Genomic DNA, 20,534 nt, shown 5'->3' with positions numbered 1-20,534 from the left:
TGGCTCGGACGCGACGTCGTAGTGCTTGTAACTGCTCGCGCTGCTGTCCATGCAGCCGGCAAGGTTGAGCAGTTCCACCTTGCTCCCCACCCCTCTCCCGATGGGAGAGGGGCTTCAATGGGTGGATCAGAACCGGTAGCTCGTCTCCGTGGCCCACGTCTTGCCGTTCCCCGCCTGCGCCAGCGGAATGCACGCTTGATACGCACCGGGAACAGGGCGGTACTGCAACACCTGCGTGGCGCCGGGTTCGGAGGTGAAGTAGCCGAGCAAGGTGAGTTCCTTCATCGTAAGGATGAAAGGACGACGCCGCTTTTCGAGCGGAACGGTCGATTCCCGATCTGCTTCGACGGCCGGGTCATGCACCTGTTTCACCTGCGCCGCGCGTTGCGCAGGCTCCAGCTCGAGGAAGGCGCGCCCGCGTTCGCGCTTCGCCCGTGCCTCGAAATCCGCGAGCCCGGCGACGAAGCGCTGCTGCTCATCCTTCGAATAGGTGTCCTTCATCATCTTGTCGATGAACGGCGCGATGCCGACATCCGTTGCGCCCGGCGTGTCGGTGCGCGGAATCATGATCTCCGCGACTTCCGCCACCACCGCAGCCTGCGCCGCGGTGAGGAACACCGGCTTCCATGCCACACCCGTATCCGGCTCGGCCTTGCAGCCAGCGAGCACGCCCAGGATGGCCGGCGCCGAAACGGCGCCTCCCATCAGCAAGGCAACGCGCCGTATCGCCTCGCGGCGGTTCATGTCGATGTCGGTCTTCATAGGTTCATCCGTTTCAGTTCCTGGACAGCGTGATCCGCGGCGCGAGCGGTCAACGCCATGTACGTGAGCGACGGGTTCTGGCAGGCCGCCGATGTCATGCACGAGCCATCGGTGACATACACGTTCTTGCAGGCATGCACCTGGTTCCAGGCGTTGAGCACGGACGTTTCCGGGTCGCGGCCCATGCGCGCGGTGCCCATCTCGTGGATACCGAGCCCCAGCTCGTCGCCGCCGTCGCCGCTGCGGACATCCTTGAATCCCGCGGCCTCCAGCATCGTCGCCGCCTCGGCCGCCATGTCCTTGCGCATCTTCAGTTCGTTCTCGCGCATCACGGCATCGATGGCGAGCACGGGTAGGCCATGCTTGTCCTTGCGCGTGCGATCGAGCGTGACGCGATTGTCGTGATACGGCAGGGTTTCGCCGAAACCGCCCAGCCCCATGCCCCACGGCCCGGGCTCGGCGGCCTTGGCCTTCAGGTCCGCGCCGAACGTGTCGTCCTTGAGCAGCCTGGTCCATCCCGACCGGTACGCGCTGCCCTGGTAACCGAAGCCGCGCAGGTAGTCGCGCTTGTCCTTGCCGATATTGACGAAGCGCGGAATGTAGATGCCGTTGGGCCGGTTGCCGCTGTAGTACCGGTCCTCGTAGCCATCGACCATCGCATGGGCGCCGACCCCGAGGTGGTGATCCATGATGTTGCAGCCGAGCTCGCCGCTGTCGTTGCCGAAACCGTCGGGAAACCTGCTGGAGACGGAATTCATCAGGATGTGCGTGGAACCGAACGTGGACGCGCACAGGAAGATCACCTTGGCGTGGAACTCCATCTGCTCGCCGGTTTCCGCATCGAGCACGCGCACGCCGCTGGCCCTGCCTTTCTTCTCGTCATAGATGAGCTCGTAGACGATCGAATTGGGCCGCAGCGTCATGTTCCCGGTCTTCTCCGCCGCGGGCAGCGTGCTGGAGTTGCTGCTGAAGTAGGCACCGAACGGACAACCCCGGCTGCACAGGTTGCGATATTGGCAGGTGCCGCGCTGGGGACTGTGACTGTGCGTGAGCGGCGCGGTGAGGTTCGCGGTCCTGCCGATTGTCATCGCCCGCCCCATCTTGTCGGCGAGCGCCTGCTTGAGGTCCTGCTCGACGCAATTCATCGCCATCGGCGGCAGGAATTTTCCGTCCGGCAGTTGTTCGTAACCTTCCGCCTGACCGCTGACGCCGATGAAACTCTCGACGTGGTCGTACCACGGCGCGATGTCCTCGTAGCGGATGGGCCAGTCGACGGCGATGCCTTCCTTCGCATTCGCCTCGAAGTCCATCGGGCTCCAGCGGTAAGACTGCCTGCCCCACATGATCGAGCGGCCGCCGACGTGATAGCCGCGCACCCAGGCGAAAGGTTGCTTCTCGATGTACGGGTGATCGACGTCGTTGACGAACCAGTGCTTGGTGCCTTGCGTGATTGCGTAACCGGTGCGCGCCGCGACCGCCTGCTGCTCGAGATCCGTCTGCGTGGCCCGGCCGGCATAGGGCAGCTCCCAGAGCTGATCGTGCGCGGTGGGGTAGTCGCCATGCTTGACCATGCGCCCGCGATCGAGCACGAGGGTTTTCAATCCCTTCTCGGTCAGTTCTTTCGCGGCCCAGCCACCGCTGACGCCGGTGCCGACCACGATTGCGTCAAAGGAATTGTTGCCGATCGACATGCGTGTGCTTCCCTGAGCTCGTTCGACGGAACTCTACCGCGAAAAGCCGGTAACATCGCAACGATCCGATCATGTAAACCTGAAAACGTTGGCGACGCGAATGCGTTGTCGCAATGCAACATCGTTGCACCTGATTCCAAAACAGATATTCCAATCGGATATGTCTCGAAGCAGCTAGGGAATACCATGTTGACCCGATGTGCATTTCTCCAACGTGGCTCGCTTGCGCTCGTCGCATCTGCGCAAGGGGTACCGGGATGGTTCTGAAATCTTCGACAAACAAGCGGTGGCGACTGGCGAGCAAGGCTTGCTTCGCAGTGGTGTTCGCATGCGTGCTGTCGACCGCGTCCGGCCAGGACCCTGCGCTGCCGTCACCATCGCTGACCGAGGTGTGGCAGCCGGTGCCGCCGAAGGTCGATGCACCAGCCGGCGGCGTGCCGAGCGATGCGAAGGTGCTGTTCGCGGGGACCGATACCGGCGCATGGGAAAACGCCAAGGGCGGCGGCCCGATCGGCTGGAAAGTGGTCGACGGCGCGCTGGTGGTGACACCGGGCAGCGGCGACATCCGCACGCGCGAGGCGTTCGGCGACGTGCAACTGCATCTGGAATTCCGCACGCAGACAAAGCCAAAGGGCGAAGGGCAGGGTGCCAGCAACAGCGGCGTGTTCCTGATGGAGCGCTACGAGCTGCAGGTGCTGGATTCGTATCGCAACAAGACTTACGTCAACGGCCAGGCGGCCTCCGTGTACAAGCAGTACCCGCCGCTGGTCAACGCCAGCCGGCCGCCGGGCGAGTGGCAAAGCTACGACGTGCTGTTCCTCGCGCCGCGCTTCGCCGCCGATGGCCGCGTGCTGGCGCCGGCGCGCATGACGGTGTTCCACAACGGCGTGCTGGTGCAGCACGACGTGGCCTTGCGCGGATCGACGGTCTACCAGGGCCAGCCAAAATACGAGAAGCACACCGCAAAGCTGCCGTTGCAGCTGCAGGATCACGGCGATCCGGTGGCGTTTCGCAACATCTGGATCCGCGACATCGCGCGGCCGGTGTCGCCATGAAATTGGAATGCCCTGCCTTTGCCCGTCGTCCCCGCGAAGGCGGGGATGACGGTATTCGTCCCCATCCGCGAGAAACGACATGAATCCGCAGCGCCTGTTCGTCGCCAGTTGCATCGCCCTGTTGGCCACCGCGATGTCCTTCGCCATCCGCGGCGACATCATGGGCGAGTTGGAACTCGAATTCGGGCTCGACAAGATCCAGTTGGGCTGGATCAGCGGCGCCGCGTTCTGGGGTTTCGGACTGTCGATCCTGTTCGGCGGCACCCTGTGCGATCTGCTGGGAATGGGACGGCTGCTGAAACTGGCGGCAGTGGGACATATCGCAGGCGTCTTGCTCACCGTGTTCGCCACCGATTTCACCATGCTGTTCGCGGCCACCGTGGTCATCGGTATCGCCAACGGCTTCGTCGAGGCCGGCATCAATCCACTCATCGCCACGCTGTACCGGAACGACAAGACCGCGCGGTTGGTCAAACTGCACGCCTGGTTCCCGGGCGGCATCGTGGTCGGCGGCGTGCTCGCCTTCGCCTTCACCCAGCTCGGCCTCGGCTGGCAGGCCAAGATGCTGCTGATGCTGGTGCCCGCGGCGATTTACGCTGTGATGTTCTTCGCCCAAAGTTTCCCGGACACCGAACGCAAGGCGGCCGGCGTGTCGACCGGTGCGATGTATGGCGAACTCAAGCGCCCGCTGTTCCTGGTGGTGTTCGTCTGCATGTGGCTGACCGCGGCCACCGAACTCGGCCCGGGGCAATGGGTCAGCAACATCTTCAACGAGGTCATGCACAGCACGCTGCAGGCCGGCGTGCTGCTGCTGGTGTGGATCAACGGCATCATGTACGCGCTGCGGCAGTTCGGCGGTGGCCTGGCGCACAGACTTTCGCCGGTAACGCTGATCGCGGTGACCGCACCGATCGCGGCGCTAGGGCTGTGGCTGTTCGGTCGCGCCGATACGCCGCCGGTGGCGTTCGCCGCCGCGGCATTGCTCGCGATCGGCACCGCATTCTGGTGGCCGACGATGCTCGGGCTGACTTCCGAGCGCTTCCCGCGCGGGGGCGCGCTCGCGCTGGCGGTGATCGGCGCCGCCGGCGCGTTCTCGACCGCGATCGCAGGCCCGGTCATGGGCTGGATCAACAACACCTACGGCGCCGCGAATGTGTTGCCGGTATGGGCGGTGCTACCGGTCGCGATCGCATTGATCTTCGGCATCGTCCATCTGGTCGACCGCGCGCGCGGCGGCTATCGCATCGAACGCGTCGGTGCATGAGCAGAAGGAGCGGGAATGGAAGAGCGGAGTGAGAGAGCGAGAATAGGGAACGGTGCATCTTTCGTTCCCATTCCCCATTCCCATCCCCCTGTGTGAAACCATCAAATTGCCGCACCAATAACAGGAGTCCGCAATGCCACGTCCCGTCACGCTGTTCACCGGACAATGGGCCGACCTGTCGCTCGACGAACTTGCAGCGCAAGCCAAGGCCATGGGCTACGACGGCCTGGAGCTGGCGTGCTGGGGCGATCACTTCGACGTCGAACGCGCGCTGTCATCACCGGATTACGTGCACGAGCGTTGGAGCGTGCTGCAGTCGCAGGGGCTGGTCTGTCATGCGATCGCCAATCATCTGGTCGGGCAGGCGGTGTGCGACCTGATCGACGAGCGCCACCGCGCGATCCTGCCGCCGGGGGTCTGGGGCGACGGCGATCCGGAAGGCGTGCGCCAGCGCGCCGCAAAACGAATGATCGACACGGCCAAAGCCGCGCGCGCATTCTTCGATGCGCGGCCGGGTGCTGCGGCGATCGATTTTCCGGCCGTGGTCACCGGCTTCACCGGCTCGTCGATCTGGCACGCGGTCTATGCCTTCCCGCCGACCTCGCAGGACTATTTGCAGAAAGGCTTCGATGATTTCGCGCGGCGTTGGCGGCCGATTCTCGATGCCTTCGATGCGGTCGATGTGAACTTCGCGCTGGAAGTGCATCCCACCGAGATCGCGTTCGACATCGCCAGCGCGCAGCGCGCTCTGGAAGCGGTCGACCACCACCCGCGTTTCGGCTTCAACTTCGATCCCTCGCACTTCGCCTACCAGGGCGTGGACTACATCCGGTTCCTGCGCACCTTCGGCGAGCGCATCTACCACGTGCATATGAAAGACGTCTGGTGGGGACGCGGCGATGGCAGCGTGGGCGTGTTCGGCGGCCATACCGACTTCGGCGACGCACGCCGCAACTGGGACTTCCGCTCGGTCGGGCGTGGCGATGTGCGCTTCCAGGACATCATCGTGGCGTTGAACGACATCGGCTATCGCGGCCCGCTGTCGGTGGAATGGGAGGACGCGCGCATGGATCGCGTGCATGGCGCGGCGGAGGCGGCGGCGTACGTGCGCCAGCTCGATTTCCCACCGAGTGCAGTGGCGTTCGATGCGGCTTTCGAGCGTGGGCGCGGAGGGATGGCTTCGTGATCGGACGCAAGCTGCGCTACGGCATGATCGGTGGTGGCCGTGGCGCGTTCATCGGCGCCGTGCACCGCATCGCCGCGCAACTGGACGGGCAGGCCGAACTCGTCGCCGGCGCGTTCTCGTCCGATCCACAGCGCTCGCGCGATTCGGCGGCCGATTTGTTCGTCGCCGCCGAACGTGCGTATGGCAGCTATCAGGACATGGCGGTGGCCGAAGCGGCGCTTCCATCAAGCGAGCGGCTGGATTTCGTCGTCATCGTCACCCCGAACGACCAGCATTTCCCGGCCGCGACGCTGTTCCTGGAGCACGGCTTCAATGTCGTCTGCGACAAGCCGGTCACGCTGACGCTGGCCGAGGCGCGCGCCTTGCGGGAGACGGTCGCGCGCACCGGCAAGGTGTTCGTGCTGACCCACAACTACACCGGCAATGCGATGGTAAAGCAGGCGCGCGCGCTGGTGCGGGGTGGCGCGCTCGGCACGCTGCGCAAGGTGGTGGTGGAGTATTCGCAAGGCTGGCTGGCGCGCGACATCGAAAGCAGCGGCCACAAGCAGGCCTCATGGCGCACCGATCCTGCGCGCAGCGGCGCGGCCGGATGCCTGGGCGACATCGGCGTGCACGCGGAGAACCTCGCGCGCTACGTCACCGGCCTGCGCATCACCGAACTGTGCGCCGAACTCACCACCTTCGTGCCCGGCCGCCGCCTGGAGGATGACGGCAACCTGCTGCTGCGCTTCGAAGGCGGCGCGCGCGGCGTGCTGCACAGCTCGCAGATCGCGGTGGGCGAAGAAAACAACCTGATCCTGCGCGTGTACGGCAGCGAAGCTTCGCTCGAATGGCACCAGGAGCATCCCAACGAACTGATCGTCAAATACCCGGACCGCCCGCGCGAAATCCTGCGCCGCGGCAATGCCTATGTCGGCGAGGCCGCACAAGGCGCCACGCGCATACCGGCCGGGCATCCGGAAGGCTACCTGGAAGCCTTCGCCAATTTGTATCGCGAAGCGTTCCGCGCGATCGCCGCGGAAGTTGCCGGCGAACCGCCGCCGGACTATCCCGATTTCCCCGGCATCGACGACGGCGTCGCCGGCATGGCTTTCATCGAAGCTGCGGTGGCCAGCGCGCGACAAGGCGCGGCCTGGGTGCCCGTCGCCTCGTAGCAGCGGAGCCGCAACAGCGCTGCTGCGCATCGATGGCATCCTCTAAAAGCGAAGTCTTTCCCGAAGCGCCTTATCCGAATTGGACGGCGATCGGCGCCAACTGGCTCGCGGGGTTCGACTTCGAGATCAAGGTCGTCGCCCGTATTCCCCGCTGAATATCACCAGGTAGAGGTTTGAAACAGCGCGGGCACGCGCGATAACGCGGCCGGGAATCGATCCGTTCAGTGGGGCCGCGGCGCGACCGCGTTCAGCCGCAGCTGGCGGGAAGGCAGGCCTTCGGTCTCGATGTCGATCACGATGGGGCCGGCCTGGGTGCCGGCGCGGACCACGGCGACCACACGCCCGTGGAAGGTCTTGCGTTCGCCGGACTGGAAGCTGGACACGTCGATGGGATTGCCGTTGCCGATGCCGGCCAGGGCGCCCGCGCCGCTCACGCGTACGCGGACCTGTCGATCGTCGTTGCGGGCATAGATGGGGGTGCCGTCGGCGTCGTGCAGTTCCACGGCGATGTAGGCCAGGTCCTCGCCATTGGCGCTGAGCTGCGAGCGGTCCACCGACACATCGGCAACGGCCGGCGCGCCCGCGGTGCGCAGTTCCCAGCGCGCGGCCTCGCGCCCGTCGCGATAGCCCACGGCGAGCAGGCGTCCGGGTGCGTAGGGCACCTGGTAGCTGGCCTTGTATTCGCTGTCCACGCCGACCGGCTTGCGGCCCAGGCTCTTTGCGTTGAGGAACAGTTCCACTTCCGGCAATTCGGAATACACCACCACTTCCTGGCGCCGGCCTTCCTGTCCCGGCCAGGTCCAGCTGGGATGCACGTCGTCCAGCGACCAGTCGAGATGCGGCGGCGTGATCGGATACAGGTGGCGGTCGGGCAGATCCTCTGTGCCCTTGGGCTGGCGGACGAACGCGGAGATCGGAGTGGTGCCGGTCTTCCAGACGACCTGGCGGTAGTAGGCCGCCGGGCGCATGCGCCCGGTCGCATCGATCTCGCCGCAGTACGCCAGGTGCCAGGGGTAGGGGCCGAGCTTCTGCCAATCCTGGCTGTAACCCATCCAGCCGATACCCGATTCGCCCAGATAGTCCACCGCAGTCCAGACAAAGTCGCCGATCACCCACGGCTTGGTTTCGACGGCGCGCCAGTAGGCAAACAGGTCTTGCGGCAGGGATTCGGAGGTGTACATGGTCAGCTCGGGAAGCCGCTCGTGCTCCTCGGCGAAGATGTGGGCGTGATAGTTGTAGCCGACCACGTCCAGTACCGCGGCCTGTTGCGTGCTCCTGGGCGGATCGGCGTTGATGCCCTGGGTGACCGGCCGCGTCGGATCGAGCCTGCGCACGCGCTCGGCGAGCCTGCGGCCGGTTTCGACGCCCTCGGGCGTGCCGTCTTCGGGGATCTCGTTGCCGATGCTCCAGAACAGCACGCTGGGATGGTTGCGGCCGCTGACGACCATGCTGTCGATGGCCTGTGCCCAGTCGGTCTTGAAGTAGCGCGCGTAATCCTTGTCGCGCTTGCTCTTGTTCCACGCATCGAAGGCTTCGTCGATGACCAGCATGCCCAACTCGTCAGCCGCATCCAGCGTGGCCTGGCTGGCCGGGTTGTGCGCGCTGCGGATGGCGTTATAGCCGGCGGCCTTCATCAGCGCGACCTTGCGTGCGTCCGCGTCGGGCGCGCCCGCGGCGCCGATCATGTAATTGTCGTGGTGGATGTTGCCGCCGCGCAGCAGCACCGGCCGGCCGTTGATGCGCAGGCCGTTGGCGGCGTCCAGGGAGACCGTGCGGATGCCGAAGCGGGTGCGCCGCTCGTCGACGGTCGCGCCGTCGATGCGGATCTGCTGCACCAGCGTGTAGAGATCGGGGGAATCCGGAGACCACAGGCGCGGCCGGGCCACGGCGAGTTCCTGCGACTGTTCCGCGCGCGCACCGGCGGGCACCGTATGCGCCTGCCGGCCTTCTGCGACCGTCTCGCCGCTGGCCGCAACCACCCGGGTCACCCATTCGGCGGACTGCGCCTTGTCCGATCGGTTCGCGATGGCGGCGCGCACCGAGACCACGCCCCGCTCTTCGCTCGCCACCGGGGTGGAGACGAAGACGCTCTCGGGCTCGATGTGGACCGGATCGAGCAGCTCCAGGGCGACCGGCCGGATGAGTCCCGAGCCGGCATACCAGCGCGAAGACGGGTCGGCATGGTCGACGCGCACGACGATGGTGTTGTTGCCTGCACGAATCCTGCCGGTCAGATCGACCGAGAACGCGGTGTAACCGTAGCGGTGCTTCTTCAGGTGTTCGCCGTTCACCCAGATGTCGGCGTCCATGTACACGGCTTCGAAATTCAGCCGGACGACGCGGGCGGCCTCGCCCGGCGTGAGCACCAGGTGCCGGCGGTACCAGCCGATGCCGCCCGGCAGATAGCCCGAATCCTGGCCGGCGATGGCATCCCGGTCGAACGGTGGCCTGCCGTCGGGTTTGTCCGTGATCGAGAAATCGTGCGGCACCACCACCCGATGCCAGGAACTGTCATCGAACGCGGCCCGCTCCGCACCTGCGGCGTGCCCGGCGTGGAAGCGCCAGTCCTGCGACAGGCTGCGGACTTCCGCCCAGGCAGGCGATGCGGCGAGCGCCATGAGCAGCGCGGCCGCGAAGCGTCGTTTCGTGGCCGGAATCGTTTTCATGGCGGCTCTCCCGTCAGATGTTGCAAAGGCCGATGACCTGGCGCCTCGAACACGCCATGCGGAACACCAAGGCTCCATCCAAAACCCTGCATGGCTTTGAATTGCGTCCGGCTGCGTCGAAGCGGCGCTCGGGTGCAGTCATGGATGACGCTGTGATCCCTCGGAAAAGGAAGCGGGGCAGCGGAGCCGCCGATCGCGCCGCGATGCTTGACGGGGTGATGCTACAAGGCATGTCGATGCTTCAAAAATAACAATATCGTCGCGGTCGATATCCATTCGGATATGGATGTATGCCTCATCCAGCCGATGGATTTGCTCGTAACCCGCCGGCGGCGACAGCGACGAGGGTGGTCGCCGCGTTCCTATATCGATTCGTGTCCCAGCAATGAAGTTTCAGGTATTGGTGGCGTACGCATGTGGCCTGCAGAATCGGGCAGGTTGCCGCCTTCCGGCGGATGCACTGTCGCCGGGACGGGCGGCCACACTCTGCTGCCGCCCGCGGATCCATGGAACTCTCTGGTCGCAGTGCGTGCCTTCTGAACTGAAGTGGAGCAAGCGATGAGACAACGATCCCTGCAGGCCGTGGTGACCCGGTCCGTTCTGTGCGGCATGGTGGCCGGCCTGTCGGCCTGCGGAGCCGGCGGCGGAACCTCGTCGACGCCCGCATCCGCATCCGCACAAAAGGCCGAAGCCGGACTCGCTGCGGCACCCGCCTCCGCGCCGCGCATGGCAGGCCCGCTTCCAGCGACGCTGCGCGGCGTCGTGGGCAACGGTCCGTTCATCGTGGTCGATCAGTTCGGCTATCTGCCCGGCCTGAAGAAGGTGGCAGTGCTGCGCAACCCGGTGAACGGCTTCGACAGCGCCGACCAGTACGCGCCGGGCGCGAAGCTGCAGGTGGTGGATACGGCGACGAACACCGTGGTGTTCAGCGGTACGCCCACGCGCTGGAAGAGCGGCGCCGTCGACGCCTCGTCCGGCGACAGCACCTGGCAATTCGACTTCAGCGCGGTCACCGCACCAGGCACCTACGAGGTGGTCGACGCGACCCGCAAGGTCCGGTCGGCCCGGTTCCAGATCGGCGCCAACGTGTACCGGCCGGTGCTGGTGCAGGCGGTGCGCACCTTCTTCTACCAGCGCGCCGGCCATGCCAAGCCTGCGCAGTACGCGGGCGCCGACTGGGCCGATGCCGCGAGCCACCTGGGCCCGCTGCAGGATACCCAGGCGCGCCGCTACAACGCGGCCGGCGATGCGGCGACCCAGCGCGATCTGCATGGCGGCTGGTACGACGCCGGCGACCTCAACAAGTACACCAGCTGGGCGGCAGGCTATGTCGTCGAGTTGCTGCATGCCTACACCGAGAACGAACCGGTGTGGACCGACGACTTCAACCTTCCCGAATCCGGCAACGGCATCCCCGATCTCCTGGACGAGGTGAAGTGGGGCCTGGACTGGCTGGTGCGGATGCAGAACGGCGATGGCTCGGTGCTGTCCATCGTGGGGCTCGCGTCGGCCGATGGGGGCGGCCGGCCTTCCGCCGCCAGCGGACAGAGCCTGTACGGCAATGCGAGTACGTCGGCGACGCTGGCGTCGGCGGCGGCCTACGCCTATGGCGCCCAGGTCTACGCCTCGCTGGACCAGCCGGCCTACGATGCCTACGCCGCCGACCTGACCCTGCGCGCAAAGCGCGCCTGGGATTGGGCCATCGCCAACCCCGGCGTGCTCTTCTACAACAACGATGCCGCCCACGGCACCGCCGGCCTGGGCGCGGGTCAGCAGGAGACCAACGACGAGGGCCGCGCCCAGTTGCGCCTGGTGGCGGCGATCTATCTGTACGCGTTGACCGGCGAGGCGACCTACCGCAACTACGTCGACAGCAACTACACCGAAGTGCCGATGATGAAGTCGTGGTGGCTGTCGCCCTACAACGCCGGCGTGAACCGCCCGCTGTTGTATTACGCGTCGCTGCCGGGTGCGACGTCCAGCGTGGCGCAGAATATCCGCGCCCGCTACACGGAGCTGTGGGAACGCCCGGACTATGCCGGCTGGGGCGCGATCGCGGATCAGCGCGATCCCTACCGCGCCCACATCGACTCCTACCATTGGGGCAGCAACGGGATAAAGGCGCAGATGGGCGGCATGTTCGCCGACCAGGGGCTGTACGGCCTGAGCCAGCACAGCCCCGCGGAGATCGCCGACGCGGGCGCGGCGTACCTGCACTACCTGCATGGCGTCAATCCGCTGGGCAAGGCGTACCTGTCGAACATGGGCGCCCATGGCGCGGAGAATTCGGTGGATCAGTTCTTCCACTCGTGGTTTGCCGACGGCACCGCGTGGGACAGCGTGCGCGACTCGCAGTACGGTCCCGCACCGGGTTTTCTCGTCGGTGGCCCGAACAGCACGCAGTACGACTGGGACGAGCGCTGTCCCGGCATATCGCCCAAGTGCGGCACGACCCGTCCCTCGCCGCCGTACGGGCAACCGGGGCAGAAGGCGTACAAGGACTTCAACGACGGCTGGCCGCTGAATTCGTGGCCGATCACCGAGAACTCCAACGGCTACCAGACCGCCTACATCCGGCTGCTGTCGCGGTATGTGAAGTAGGGCGCTGCGCTCGTCCTCGAGCCTGCGTGTAGAACATGATGAAAAAATGCAGCACAAGAGGGAGTGCGGATGAAGGCGTTCGCAGCAGCGGCGGTCGCGTGAAGCTGACGGGGCTGGAGCGCGCATGAGCATGGCCTCAGGAGTATCGGGAACCCTCCGCGCGGCCGCTTGCCGCGCGCTCGTCGCAAGCCTCGTCGGTGCCGTGCTGGCCGGCGCCGGGACGGCAAGCGCTGCAGACCTGCCCAGCGCGCTCGACGCCGCGGGACAACTGCAGCGGCTGCCTGTCGAGGCCCATGCGGGCTTCGGCTGGGTGCGCACGGCGGGCGGCGTCGTGTTCCAGGTGCACGGCATCACGAAGAGCGTGCTCTTCTACGGCGACGGCGTCGTGCGCGTCTCGGCGCACAAGGGCGAAACCTACACCCGGCAGCCCAGCCTGGTCGTGGTGGCGTCGCCGCAGGCATCGCAACTGGACATTGCCGAATCCGCAGACGCGCTCACCGTCGCCGGCCCCGGGCTGCGCGTCGTCGTCGACAAGCGCACCGGCACGCTCGCCTTCCAGCGGCCCGACGGAACGCCGCTGATGCGCGAGCAGGAGGCGCCGGTGCTCACGCCGGGCACCGAACCGTCCGGAAGCCCGACGTACGCCATCGAGCAGCGCTTCGCGCTGGCGGCCGACGAGTCGCTCTACGGCCTGGGCCAGTACAACGAGCCGTACATGGACTACCGCGGCCGCGACGTGCTGATGGTGCAGACCAACATCGGCATCGTCGTGCCGTTCATGCTGTCGACGCGCCGCTATGGCCTGCTGTGGGACACGTATTCGAAGATGACGTTCTCCGACGGCCCGCAGGGCACGGCCTTTCGTGCCGAAAATGCGCCTGCAGGGGTCGACTACTACCTCGTGGCCGGCGACACGATGGACGAGGTGATCGCCGGCTACCGCCATCTCACCGGCGCCGCGCCGATGTTCCCGAAGTACGCGTTCGGGCTCTTCATGAGCAAGGAGCGCTATGCCACACAGCAGCGCCTGCTGGAAGTGGTGCGGCGCTTCCGCCAGGAGCGCTTCCCGCTGGACGTCATCGTGCAGGACTGGCAGTACTGGGGCGGGCAGAAGGACGGCCAGTGGGACGGCAACTGGAGCGGAATGATCTGGGACCGCGAGCGTTACCCGGACCCCGCCGGCATGGTGCGCACGCTGCACGATGATCTGCACACACGGTTGATGGTGTCGATCTGGCCGTCGGTCGGCAACGACACCGCGCTGGCGAGCGAGCTCGATGCCAGCGGATTGCGCTTCGAGCCGCTGCACTGGATTTCCAAGCGGGCGCGCATCTACGACGCCTTCAGCGACGAAGGCCGGGCCATCTACTTCAAGCACCTGAAGAAGGGCCTGCTCGATGTCGGCGTCGACGCGCTGTGGATGGACGGCACCGAGGTGGAGGTGGGCGGTGCCGCGCACGATCCGGCCGAGGTGGAGGCCGACATCGAGCGCCTGGGCCGCAACGCAATGGGCGATTTCGGGCGCTATCTCAACGTCTACAGTCTGCTGACGACGCGCGGCGTCTACGAAGGCCAGCGCGCGAGCGCCGACCTCGGCGACAAGCGCGTCTTCACCCTGACCCGTTCGGCCTGGGCCGGGCAGCAACGCTATGGCGCGATGCCATGGTCGGGCGACACCACGGCCAGCTGGGCCGCGCTGCGCGCGCAGATCGCCGGCGGGCTGAACGTCTCGATGGCCGGCCTGCCGTACTGGACCCAGGATATCGGCGGCTTCTTCGTCAACGCGCCCGGCGGCGAACGCGACCCGGCGTACCGGGAACTGTTCGCACGCTGGAACCAGTTTGGCATCTTCAATCCGATCTATCGGATCCACGGCACCACGATCGAGCGCGAGCCGTGGACGTTCAAGGCACTCGACCCGGCGGTCTACCGCTCGATCCGCCGCGCCGCCCAGCTGCGCTACCGCCTGCTGCCCTACATCTACAGTCTGGCCTGGGCCAGCACGCACGACGGCTACACGATGATGCGCGGTCTGGCGATGGACTTCCCGGACCAAACGGCACTGCGTGACGTGGACGACACTTACATGTTCGGCCCGGCGTTCCTGGTGCAGCCGATCACGAAGGCGATGTTCCATGCCGAGCTGCCGCCGCCGCCCACGGTGCCGGCGACGCAGCTGCGCACGCCCGACGGTCGGCCGGGCCTCGAACTCGAGTACTACCGCGGCATGAACTTCGAGCAGCTCGCCAGCCGCACGGTCGACACGCAGGCCGAACATCATTGGCCCGACCCACCGCTGGGCAGCGTGCCGCCCGGCCTGGACGGGCTGCAGGACTTCTCGGCGCGCTGGCAAGGCCAGATCGTCGCCGCCGAAGACGGCGAGCACGAGATCGGCGTGGAAGGCGACGACGGCTTCCGCGTCTGGCTCGACGACAAGCTCGTCGTCGAGGACTGGAAGGAAGCCGGCGCGCGATTCGCAGGAGCGCGTGTCGCGCTGCGCAAGGGGCAGGCGGTGCGCGTGCGCGTCGACTACTTCCAGAAAGGCGGCGGCCGGGTGATGCGGCTGGCCTGGCGCACGCCGAGCGAACGCAGCTCGCTTGCCGAGCGCCAGCGGCAGCTCGACCTGCGACAGGCCACGCTGCTGCCGGCGGGAACCGACTGGTTCGACTTCTGGACCGGCGATCGCCATGCCGGCGGCCGCAGCGTGTCGCGCGAATACCCGATCGACGAGTTCCCGCTATTCGTGCGCGCCGGCTCGATCGTGCCATTGGGCCCGGTGGTCCAGTACGTCGACGAGCAGCCGGACGCGCCCTACGAGATCCGCATCTACCCCGGCGCCGACGGCCGCTTCACCCTCTACGAGGACGACGGCGAGAGCTATCGCTACGAGAAGGGCGAGTACGCCACCGTCGCGCTCGCCTGGGACGATGCGCGGCGGACGCTGCGCATCGGCGCGCGCGAAGGCGGTTTCCCCGACATGACCGCGCAGCGCACGCTGAACGTGCGGCTGATGCCATCGCGCCCCGGCGGCCACATGCAGGCGAAGACCGTGCGCTTCGGCGGCGAGGCGGTCGAACTTCAGTTCACACCCTGATGGAAAACCAAGACTCCCACATGAAGACGCAGACGATGCTGTTCGCGGCGCTCGCCGCATTGTGCTGGGCCGCCGCGGCCGGCTCCGCCTTCGCAGGGCAGGCGACGGTTTCGTCGCCGGACGGCCATGCGGAGATCCGCATCGAGGACGACGCTAGCCGGTTTTCGGTGCTGCGAAGCGGGGAGACCGTGATCGCGGACTCTCCGCTGGGTCTGGAATTCGACGGTGCGCCCGCGTTCGGCGCACTGGCGCTGGAAAGCCGCGAAGATACCGATGTCGACCGCGAAATCCCGCTGGTTGCGACCAAGGCGTCGGTGGCGCGCGACCACTACCGCGGCGCCACGCTGACGTTCCGCGAAACGGGCCGCGACAAGGATGCGCCCGCGCGCAGGCTCATCATCGACGTGCGCGCCTACGACGACGGCGTCGCGTTCCGCTACCGCATCGACGCCCCGGCGCCGGTGCGCCTGCGCGGCGAGCGCACCGCCTTCGTGCCGGCGGGCGATCCGTCCTGCCTGGCCACCGAGTACGTCGGCTCGCACGAAAAACCCTTCGAGCGCCAACGCATCTCGGAACTCACCACCGACAAGGGTTACGACGTGCCGTTGGTCTGCGCCACCGCTTCGGGCCGCACGCACTACGCCATCACCCAGTCCTATCTGCAGGGCTACACGGGTGCGTCCCTATGGCGCCAGGGCGCGGCCATGCAGGTGCGCCTGTCGGCCGTACCGGGGCGCGACGGGCCGGCCTATGTCTCGCGCGGCGGGCTGAGGACGGCCTGGCGCGTGGTGATGATGGCCGACCGCGCGGGCGACCTCATCGCCTCGTCGCTGGTGGGCAACCTCAACCCGCCGCCCGAGGGCGACTTCAGCTGGGTCAAGCCCGGCAAGGCGGCCTGGAACTGGTGGTCCGGGGCCAGCGAGGGCGCCACGGCGGAGATGGACGCCTTCCGCCGCTACATCGACTTCGCCGCCGAAGCCGGCCTGCCCTATGCGCTGCTGGACGCCGGCTGGGCCTGGGGCAGCGGCCCGTGCTGCGAGGCGCGGCCGGAGACCGACCTGACCCGCGCGGTCGATGGCGTGGACATGCCCGCCCTGGTGCGCTACGCCGAGTCCAAGGGCGTGAGCCTGCTGCTGTGGGCGCACTGGAAGCACATGGACGCGCGCATGGACGAGGTGCTGGACACCTGGGTGCGCTGGGGCATCCGCGGCATCAAGGTCGACTTCATGGAACGCGACGATCAGGAAATGGTCGACTTCCACGAGCGCATCGCGGCGGCCACCGCCAAACGAAAGTTGTTGCTGAACCTGCACGGCGCCTACATGCCTGCGGGCCTGCAACGCACCTACCCGAACTTCATCACCCAGGAAGGGGTGATGGGTGCCGAGTGGAACAAGTGGACTCCGCTCATCACTGCGCGCCACAACCTGATGCTGCCTTACACGCGCATGCTCAACGGTCCGATGGACTACACGCCGGGCGGCTTCCGCAACCGCACACCCGCGACCTTCGAAGTGCGCGACGTGCTGCCGTTCACCCAGACCACCCGCGGCCAGGCGCTGGCGATGTTCGTGGTCTACGACAGCCCGCTGCAGATGGTGGCCGACGACCCGGACGCGTATCGCGACGCGGCCGGCTTCGAATTCATCCGCCGCGTACCCACCGCCTGGGACGAAACCCGATTCCTCGCGGGCGAGCCCGGGCGCGACATCGTGCTGGCGCGGCGCTCGGGCGCGGCCTGGTACCTCGGCGCGATGACCGCCGACGAGGCCCGCAGCGCGCGCGTGCCGCTGGACTTCCTGCCCGAGGGCCGCTACCGCGCGACGGTGTGGGAAGACGGCCAGGCGCCCGACGACGTGCGACGCAGCGAGCGCATCGTCGCGGCGGGCGACGTGCTCGAGTTGCGCCAGTCGCCTGCCGGCGGCGCTGCCGCGATCCTGGAGCCCGCCGCGCCGTGAACGCGAAGCTCCGCAAGGCAGTCGCCGCTTGGATGCTGGCCTTCGCGCCGTTCTGCGGCTCTGCGGCGCTCGCGCAGAGCGCCGAGGGCCATCCCGACTGGCCGGGTTCCGGTCAGCTGTTCGTCGGCACCTGCTACCAGCCGGTGGACCGCAGCCGCGAACAGATCCAGCGCGACATCGCGTTGATGCGCCAGGCGGGTTTGAAGGTCGTTCGGATGGGCGACCTGTCGTGGGACTACTTCGAGCCCGCCGAGGGCCGGTTCGACTTCGCGACCTTCGACTGGATCATGGACCGGATGCACGACGCCGGCATCAAGGTGATCCTCGACATTCCCGGGCAGCCTGCACCGATCTGGCTGCATCACCGGTATCCGGGCGTGGACATCGTCACGCAGCAGGGCACGCGCCTGCATGCTGCCGAACGCTACATGGACAACATCGGCGATCCGGATTACCGGCGCCTGCTCGCGCGCATGGCCGACACGCTGACCAGCCGCTACGCCCGGCACCCGGCCCTGTTCGCGATCGGTTTCAACAACGAGATCGGCAACGGCTATCTTTCCTATTCGCCGGCCGACCGCGAACGCTTCGTCGAATGGCTGAAGAAGCGCTACGGCAGCATCGAGGCATTGAACAAGGCCTGGGCCACGCAGCGCTGGTCGCGGCGCATCAACGCCTGGGACGAAGTGCAATTGCCGTACGCCGAAGGCCCCGGCCCGTTCGAGCGCTACCTCGATCTGCGCCGCTACTGGTCCGACACCACCATCGACGTGCTGCGGGAGCTGGAGTCGATCCGGAAGAAGAACGTGCCGGACAAGCCGGTCATCTCGAACCTGTGGGACGGCTCCGGCCGCAAGGGCTTCGATTACCTGGCGACCCAGCGCGAGTACGCAAGCTACGGCGCGATGGGTTTCTACCCCGAGTACTACGGCGACCCGCCGGTGGGCACCGCCTTCGATGCGCTGATGATCAAGGGCGGCTTGCACACGCCGATCTGGTTCAACGAATTCACCACCGGCAGCCCCGGGGTCTACGGGACCAAGGGGCGGTCGCGGATGTGGGCGCATTTCGGACTGCTGCTGGGCGCGCAGACGGCGCTGGCATGGACTTTCAATACCCACCTCGGCGGCGAGGAGCAGACGCTGTTCGGCCTCATCGACCATGACGACCAGCCTTCCTGGAAGCTGAAGGAATGGGCGACCATCGCCGGCGAGTTCGCCAGGCTGCAGGGATTGGGCTTTCCGCGCCAGACGCAGCCGAAGATCGCGATCGCGTACTCCTTCGACAACCGCATCGCGTCCAGTGCACCCGGAGATGGCGTGCGCCGGTACCTCACCACGCCCTATCTCGAGCAGGCGCACAACGCCTTCGAGCCCCTGTTGAAGGACAACATCGACGCCGCTGTCGTCAACATCGCCCACGAGGATCTCTCGCGCTACCGACTGGTCGTCGTGCCGGGGCTGTATCTGCTGGACGACGCCGGTGCCAACGCGTTGCGGAAGTTCGTCGCCGACGGCGGCACGGTGATCATGACGGCGTTCTCCGCCAAGGTGAACGCGCACAACCAGTGGTACGACACGCCGTTGCCGGGACGTCTCTCCGATGTTTTCGGGTTGCATACCAGCGAGTTCTACAGGACCGGTACGACGGTGACCGGGCTGGGCGACCAGGCTATCGAGAGCAAGATCGCGTACTACGAGGTGCTGGAACCGTCCACGGCGGAAACGATCGCGCTGTTCTCCAATGTGGACGGCACGCCGCCGGCGATCTCGGCGAACCGGTTCGGCAAGGGGCGCGCGATCTATGTCGCCACCCCGGCGCAGCCGCAGATCATGAGGCCGCTGTATCGGCAGCTGTATGCGAGCCTGGGCATCGAGCCGGGGCCGAAGACGCCTGAAGGCGTGTACGCGCGCGAAGTCGATGGTCGCGTTCTCTACGTCAACACCACCAGCGAGAGCAGGGAGGTGACGCTCGACAGCCCGATGCACGGCGCGCTTTCCGGAAAGCGCTGGTCGGGCAAGTTGCGCCTGGAGCCGCTCGGTGTCGACCTGTTGGAGAAACAGTAATCCAATGACTACGAACGCCATGCGCAACCGGCCACGGCACGAAGCGTCCCCCGCCATGAAGCTGCTCGGCGGCGCCCTGACCTGCTTTCTCCTGTTGTCCACCGCCGGCGCTTCGTTCGCGCGGGACGCGGAACAGGTCACTCCAGAACGGGCGCGCGCCAACTTCGCCCGGCCCATCGTGCTCGGCCCGGACGACGTGCGCGCATTCGCCAATGCGCCGTCCGGTTTCAGGGACGTCCGTGCAGGCGTTGCGCAGGGGCAAGTGGTGGAGTTGGCCTACGAGTCGGGCGTCACCGGTACGCGTCGGCGGGCGCAGGTCTATCTGCCGGCGGGCTATTCGGCCGACCGGAAATACCCGGTGCTCTACCTGCTGCACGGCATCGGCGGCAACCAGGACGAATGGCGCGGCTATGTGCGTGCCCACGCGATCCTGGACAACCTCATCGCCGACGGCAAGGCGGCGCCGATGATCGTGGTCATGCCCAACGGCCGCGCACTGCCGGACGATCGCAGCCCGCCGCAGGAGCGCGTTTTCACCCCGGAGAACGCGGCCGGCTTCGCCAGGTTCGAACGCGACCTGCTGGAATTCCTGATCCCTGCCGTCGAAGCGAAGTATTCGGCCTACGCCGACCGCGAACATCGGGCGATCGCCGGCCTCTCGATGGGCGGCGGGCAGGCGTTGAACTTCGGTCTCGGCCATCCCGATGCGTTCGGCTGGGTCGGCGCCTTCTCCCCAGCCCCCAACACCCGGCCGCCGGCGGAATTGCTGCCCGATCCCGGGGCGATGCGCGAACGGTTCGCGCTGTTGTACCTGTCATGCGGCAACCGCGACGGGTTGATCAACGTCTCCCAGGACCTGCATGTGTACCTGAAACGGCACGGCATCCCGCATGTCTGGAACGTCGACGACCACGGCCACGACGGCGACAGCTGGGCCAACAATCTCTACCACTTCGCGCAGAGGATCTTCGCGGAGCGCCACGAGCTGCGGGACCATCGGCCGTAGCGGCCGCTAGTGGACTGGCCAATGCAGCCGA

13 protein-coding genes are annotated in these 20,534 nt (G+C 66.8%); 10 read left to right on the top strand and 3 right to left on the bottom strand.

Annotated features, from left to right (window positions below; translation table 11 throughout):
- Window positions 1–126 precede the first annotated feature (126 nt).
- Window positions 127–762, bottom strand: a complete 636-nt coding sequence (locus tag MC375_RS01690; RefSeq protein ID WP_242101545.1) for a gluconate 2-dehydrogenase subunit 3 family protein — start codon at window positions 760–762, stop codon at window positions 127–129.
- The gene (locus MC375_RS01685; RefSeq protein WP_242102927.1) at window positions 759–2,447 is read right to left on the bottom strand and encodes a GMC family oxidoreductase; all 1,689 of its coding nucleotides are present in this window, start codon (window positions 2,445–2,447) and stop codon (window positions 759–761) included. Before MC375_RS01685 ends, MC375_RS01690 begins: the two co-directional genes overlap by 4 nt.
- A 326-nt stretch (window positions 2,448–2,773) precedes the next feature.
- Between MC375_RS01685 and MC375_RS01680 the strand changes: the two genes are divergently transcribed.
- From MC375_RS01680 to MC375_RS01665, 4 genes are all read left to right on the top strand, one after another.
- A complete protein-coding gene (locus MC375_RS01680; protein WP_242101544.1) occupies window positions 2,774–3,508 on the top strand; it encodes a DUF1080 domain-containing protein in 735 nt (244 codons plus the stop codon).
- Between the two features lie 79 nt (window positions 3,509–3,587).
- Window positions 3,588–4,772 carry an MFS transporter gene (locus MC375_RS01675; RefSeq protein WP_242101543.1) on the top strand — a complete coding sequence of 395 codons (1,185 nt, stop codon included), beginning with the start codon at window positions 3,588–3,590 and terminating at the stop codon, window positions 4,770–4,772.
- A 133-nt stretch (window positions 4,773–4,905) separates the two neighbouring features.
- A complete protein-coding gene (locus MC375_RS01670; RefSeq protein ID WP_242101542.1) occupies window positions 4,906–5,958 on the top strand; it encodes a sugar phosphate isomerase/epimerase in 1,053 nt (350 codons plus the stop codon).
- Window positions 5,955–7,112 (top strand): Gfo/Idh/MocA family oxidoreductase, encoded by a 1,158-nt coding sequence (locus MC375_RS01665; RefSeq protein WP_242101541.1) that lies wholly within the window; start codon window positions 5,955–5,957, stop codon window positions 7,110–7,112. Before MC375_RS01670 ends, MC375_RS01665 begins: the two co-directional genes overlap by 4 nt.
- A 221-nt stretch (window positions 7,113–7,333) precedes the next feature.
- Here MC375_RS01665 and MC375_RS01660 read toward each other — a convergent pair whose 3' ends face one another.
- Window positions 7,334–9,778 (bottom strand): glycoside hydrolase family 2 TIM barrel-domain containing protein, encoded by a 2,445-nt coding sequence (locus MC375_RS01660; protein ID WP_242101540.1) that lies wholly within the window; start codon window positions 9,776–9,778, stop codon window positions 7,334–7,336.
- 32 nt (window positions 9,779–9,810) lie between these two features.
- On the opposite strand from MC375_RS01660, the gene MC375_RS01655 reads away from it, so the two are divergent.
- From MC375_RS01655 to MC375_RS01630, 6 genes are all read left to right on the top strand, one after another.
- On the top strand, window positions 9,811–10,029 hold the full coding sequence (locus MC375_RS01655) for a hypothetical protein (protein ID WP_242101539.1): 219 nt from the start codon (window positions 9,811–9,813) through the stop codon (window positions 10,027–10,029).
- 307 nt (window positions 10,030–10,336) lie between these two features.
- Window positions 10,337–12,379, top strand: coding sequence for a glycoside hydrolase family 9 protein (locus MC375_RS01650; RefSeq protein WP_242101538.1), 2,043 nt, complete (start codon window positions 10,337–10,339; stop codon window positions 12,377–12,379).
- A gap of 124 nt (window positions 12,380–12,503) precedes the next feature.
- Complete coding sequence (locus MC375_RS01645) at window positions 12,504–15,473, top strand: TIM-barrel domain-containing protein (RefSeq protein ID WP_242101537.1); 2,970 nt, start codon at window positions 12,504–12,506, stop codon at window positions 15,471–15,473.
- Window positions 15,474–15,493: 20 nt separating this feature from the next.
- Window positions 15,494–17,431, top strand: coding sequence for a glycoside hydrolase family 97 protein (locus MC375_RS01640; RefSeq protein WP_242101536.1), 1,938 nt, complete (start codon window positions 15,494–15,496; stop codon window positions 17,429–17,431).
- A complete protein-coding gene (locus tag MC375_RS01635; protein ID WP_242101535.1) occupies window positions 17,428–19,497 on the top strand; it encodes a beta-galactosidase in 2,070 nt (689 codons plus the stop codon). The genes MC375_RS01640 and MC375_RS01635 overlap by 4 nt, the downstream gene beginning before the upstream one ends.
- A 4-nt stretch (window positions 19,498–19,501) precedes the next feature.
- Window positions 19,502–20,503: an alpha/beta hydrolase-fold protein gene (locus tag MC375_RS01630; protein WP_242101534.1), complete on the top strand. Its 1,002-nt coding sequence runs from the start codon at window positions 19,502–19,504 to the stop codon at window positions 20,501–20,503.
- The last annotated feature ends 31 nt before the right edge of the window (window positions 20,504–20,534 follow it).

Source organism: Lysobacter sp. M2-1 (assembly GCF_022662495.1).
In the GTDB taxonomy this organism is placed as follows: domain Bacteria; phylum Pseudomonadota; class Gammaproteobacteria; order Xanthomonadales; family Xanthomonadaceae; genus JAKPBU01.
Note: the sequence above shows the minus strand (reverse complement) of the source record. Positions and strands in the feature narration are given on the sequence as shown.

Bases quoted from the DNA above. Each gene is read 5' to 3' on its own strand.
- MC375_RS01690 (WP_242101545.1), bottom strand. From the start codon at position 762: ATGAAGACCGACATCGACATGAACCGCCGCGAGGCGATACGGCGCGTT.
- MC375_RS01675 (WP_242101543.1), top strand. From the start codon at position 3,588: ATGAATCCGCAGCGCCTGTTCGTCGCCAGTTGCATCGCCCTGTTGGCC.
- MC375_RS01670 (WP_242101542.1), top strand. From the start codon at position 4,906: ATGCCACGTCCCGTCACGCTGTTCACCGGACAATGGGCCGACCTGTCG.
- MC375_RS01660 (WP_242101540.1), bottom strand. From the start codon at position 9,778: ATGAAAACGATTCCGGCCACGAAACGACGCTTCGCGGCCGCGCTGCTC.
- MC375_RS01655 (WP_242101539.1), top strand. From the start codon at position 9,811: ATGACCTGGCGCCTCGAACACGCCATGCGGAACACCAAGGCTCCATCC.
- MC375_RS01650 (WP_242101538.1), top strand. From the start codon at position 10,337: ATGAGACAACGATCCCTGCAGGCCGTGGTGACCCGGTCCGTTCTGTGC.
- MC375_RS01645 (WP_242101537.1), top strand. From the start codon at position 12,504: ATGAGCATGGCCTCAGGAGTATCGGGAACCCTCCGCGCGGCCGCTTGC.
- MC375_RS01640 (WP_242101536.1), top strand. From the start codon at position 15,494: ATGAAGACGCAGACGATGCTGTTCGCGGCGCTCGCCGCATTGTGCTGG.
- MC375_RS01630 (WP_242101534.1), top strand. From the start codon at position 19,502: ATGACTACGAACGCCATGCGCAACCGGCCACGGCACGAAGCGTCCCCC.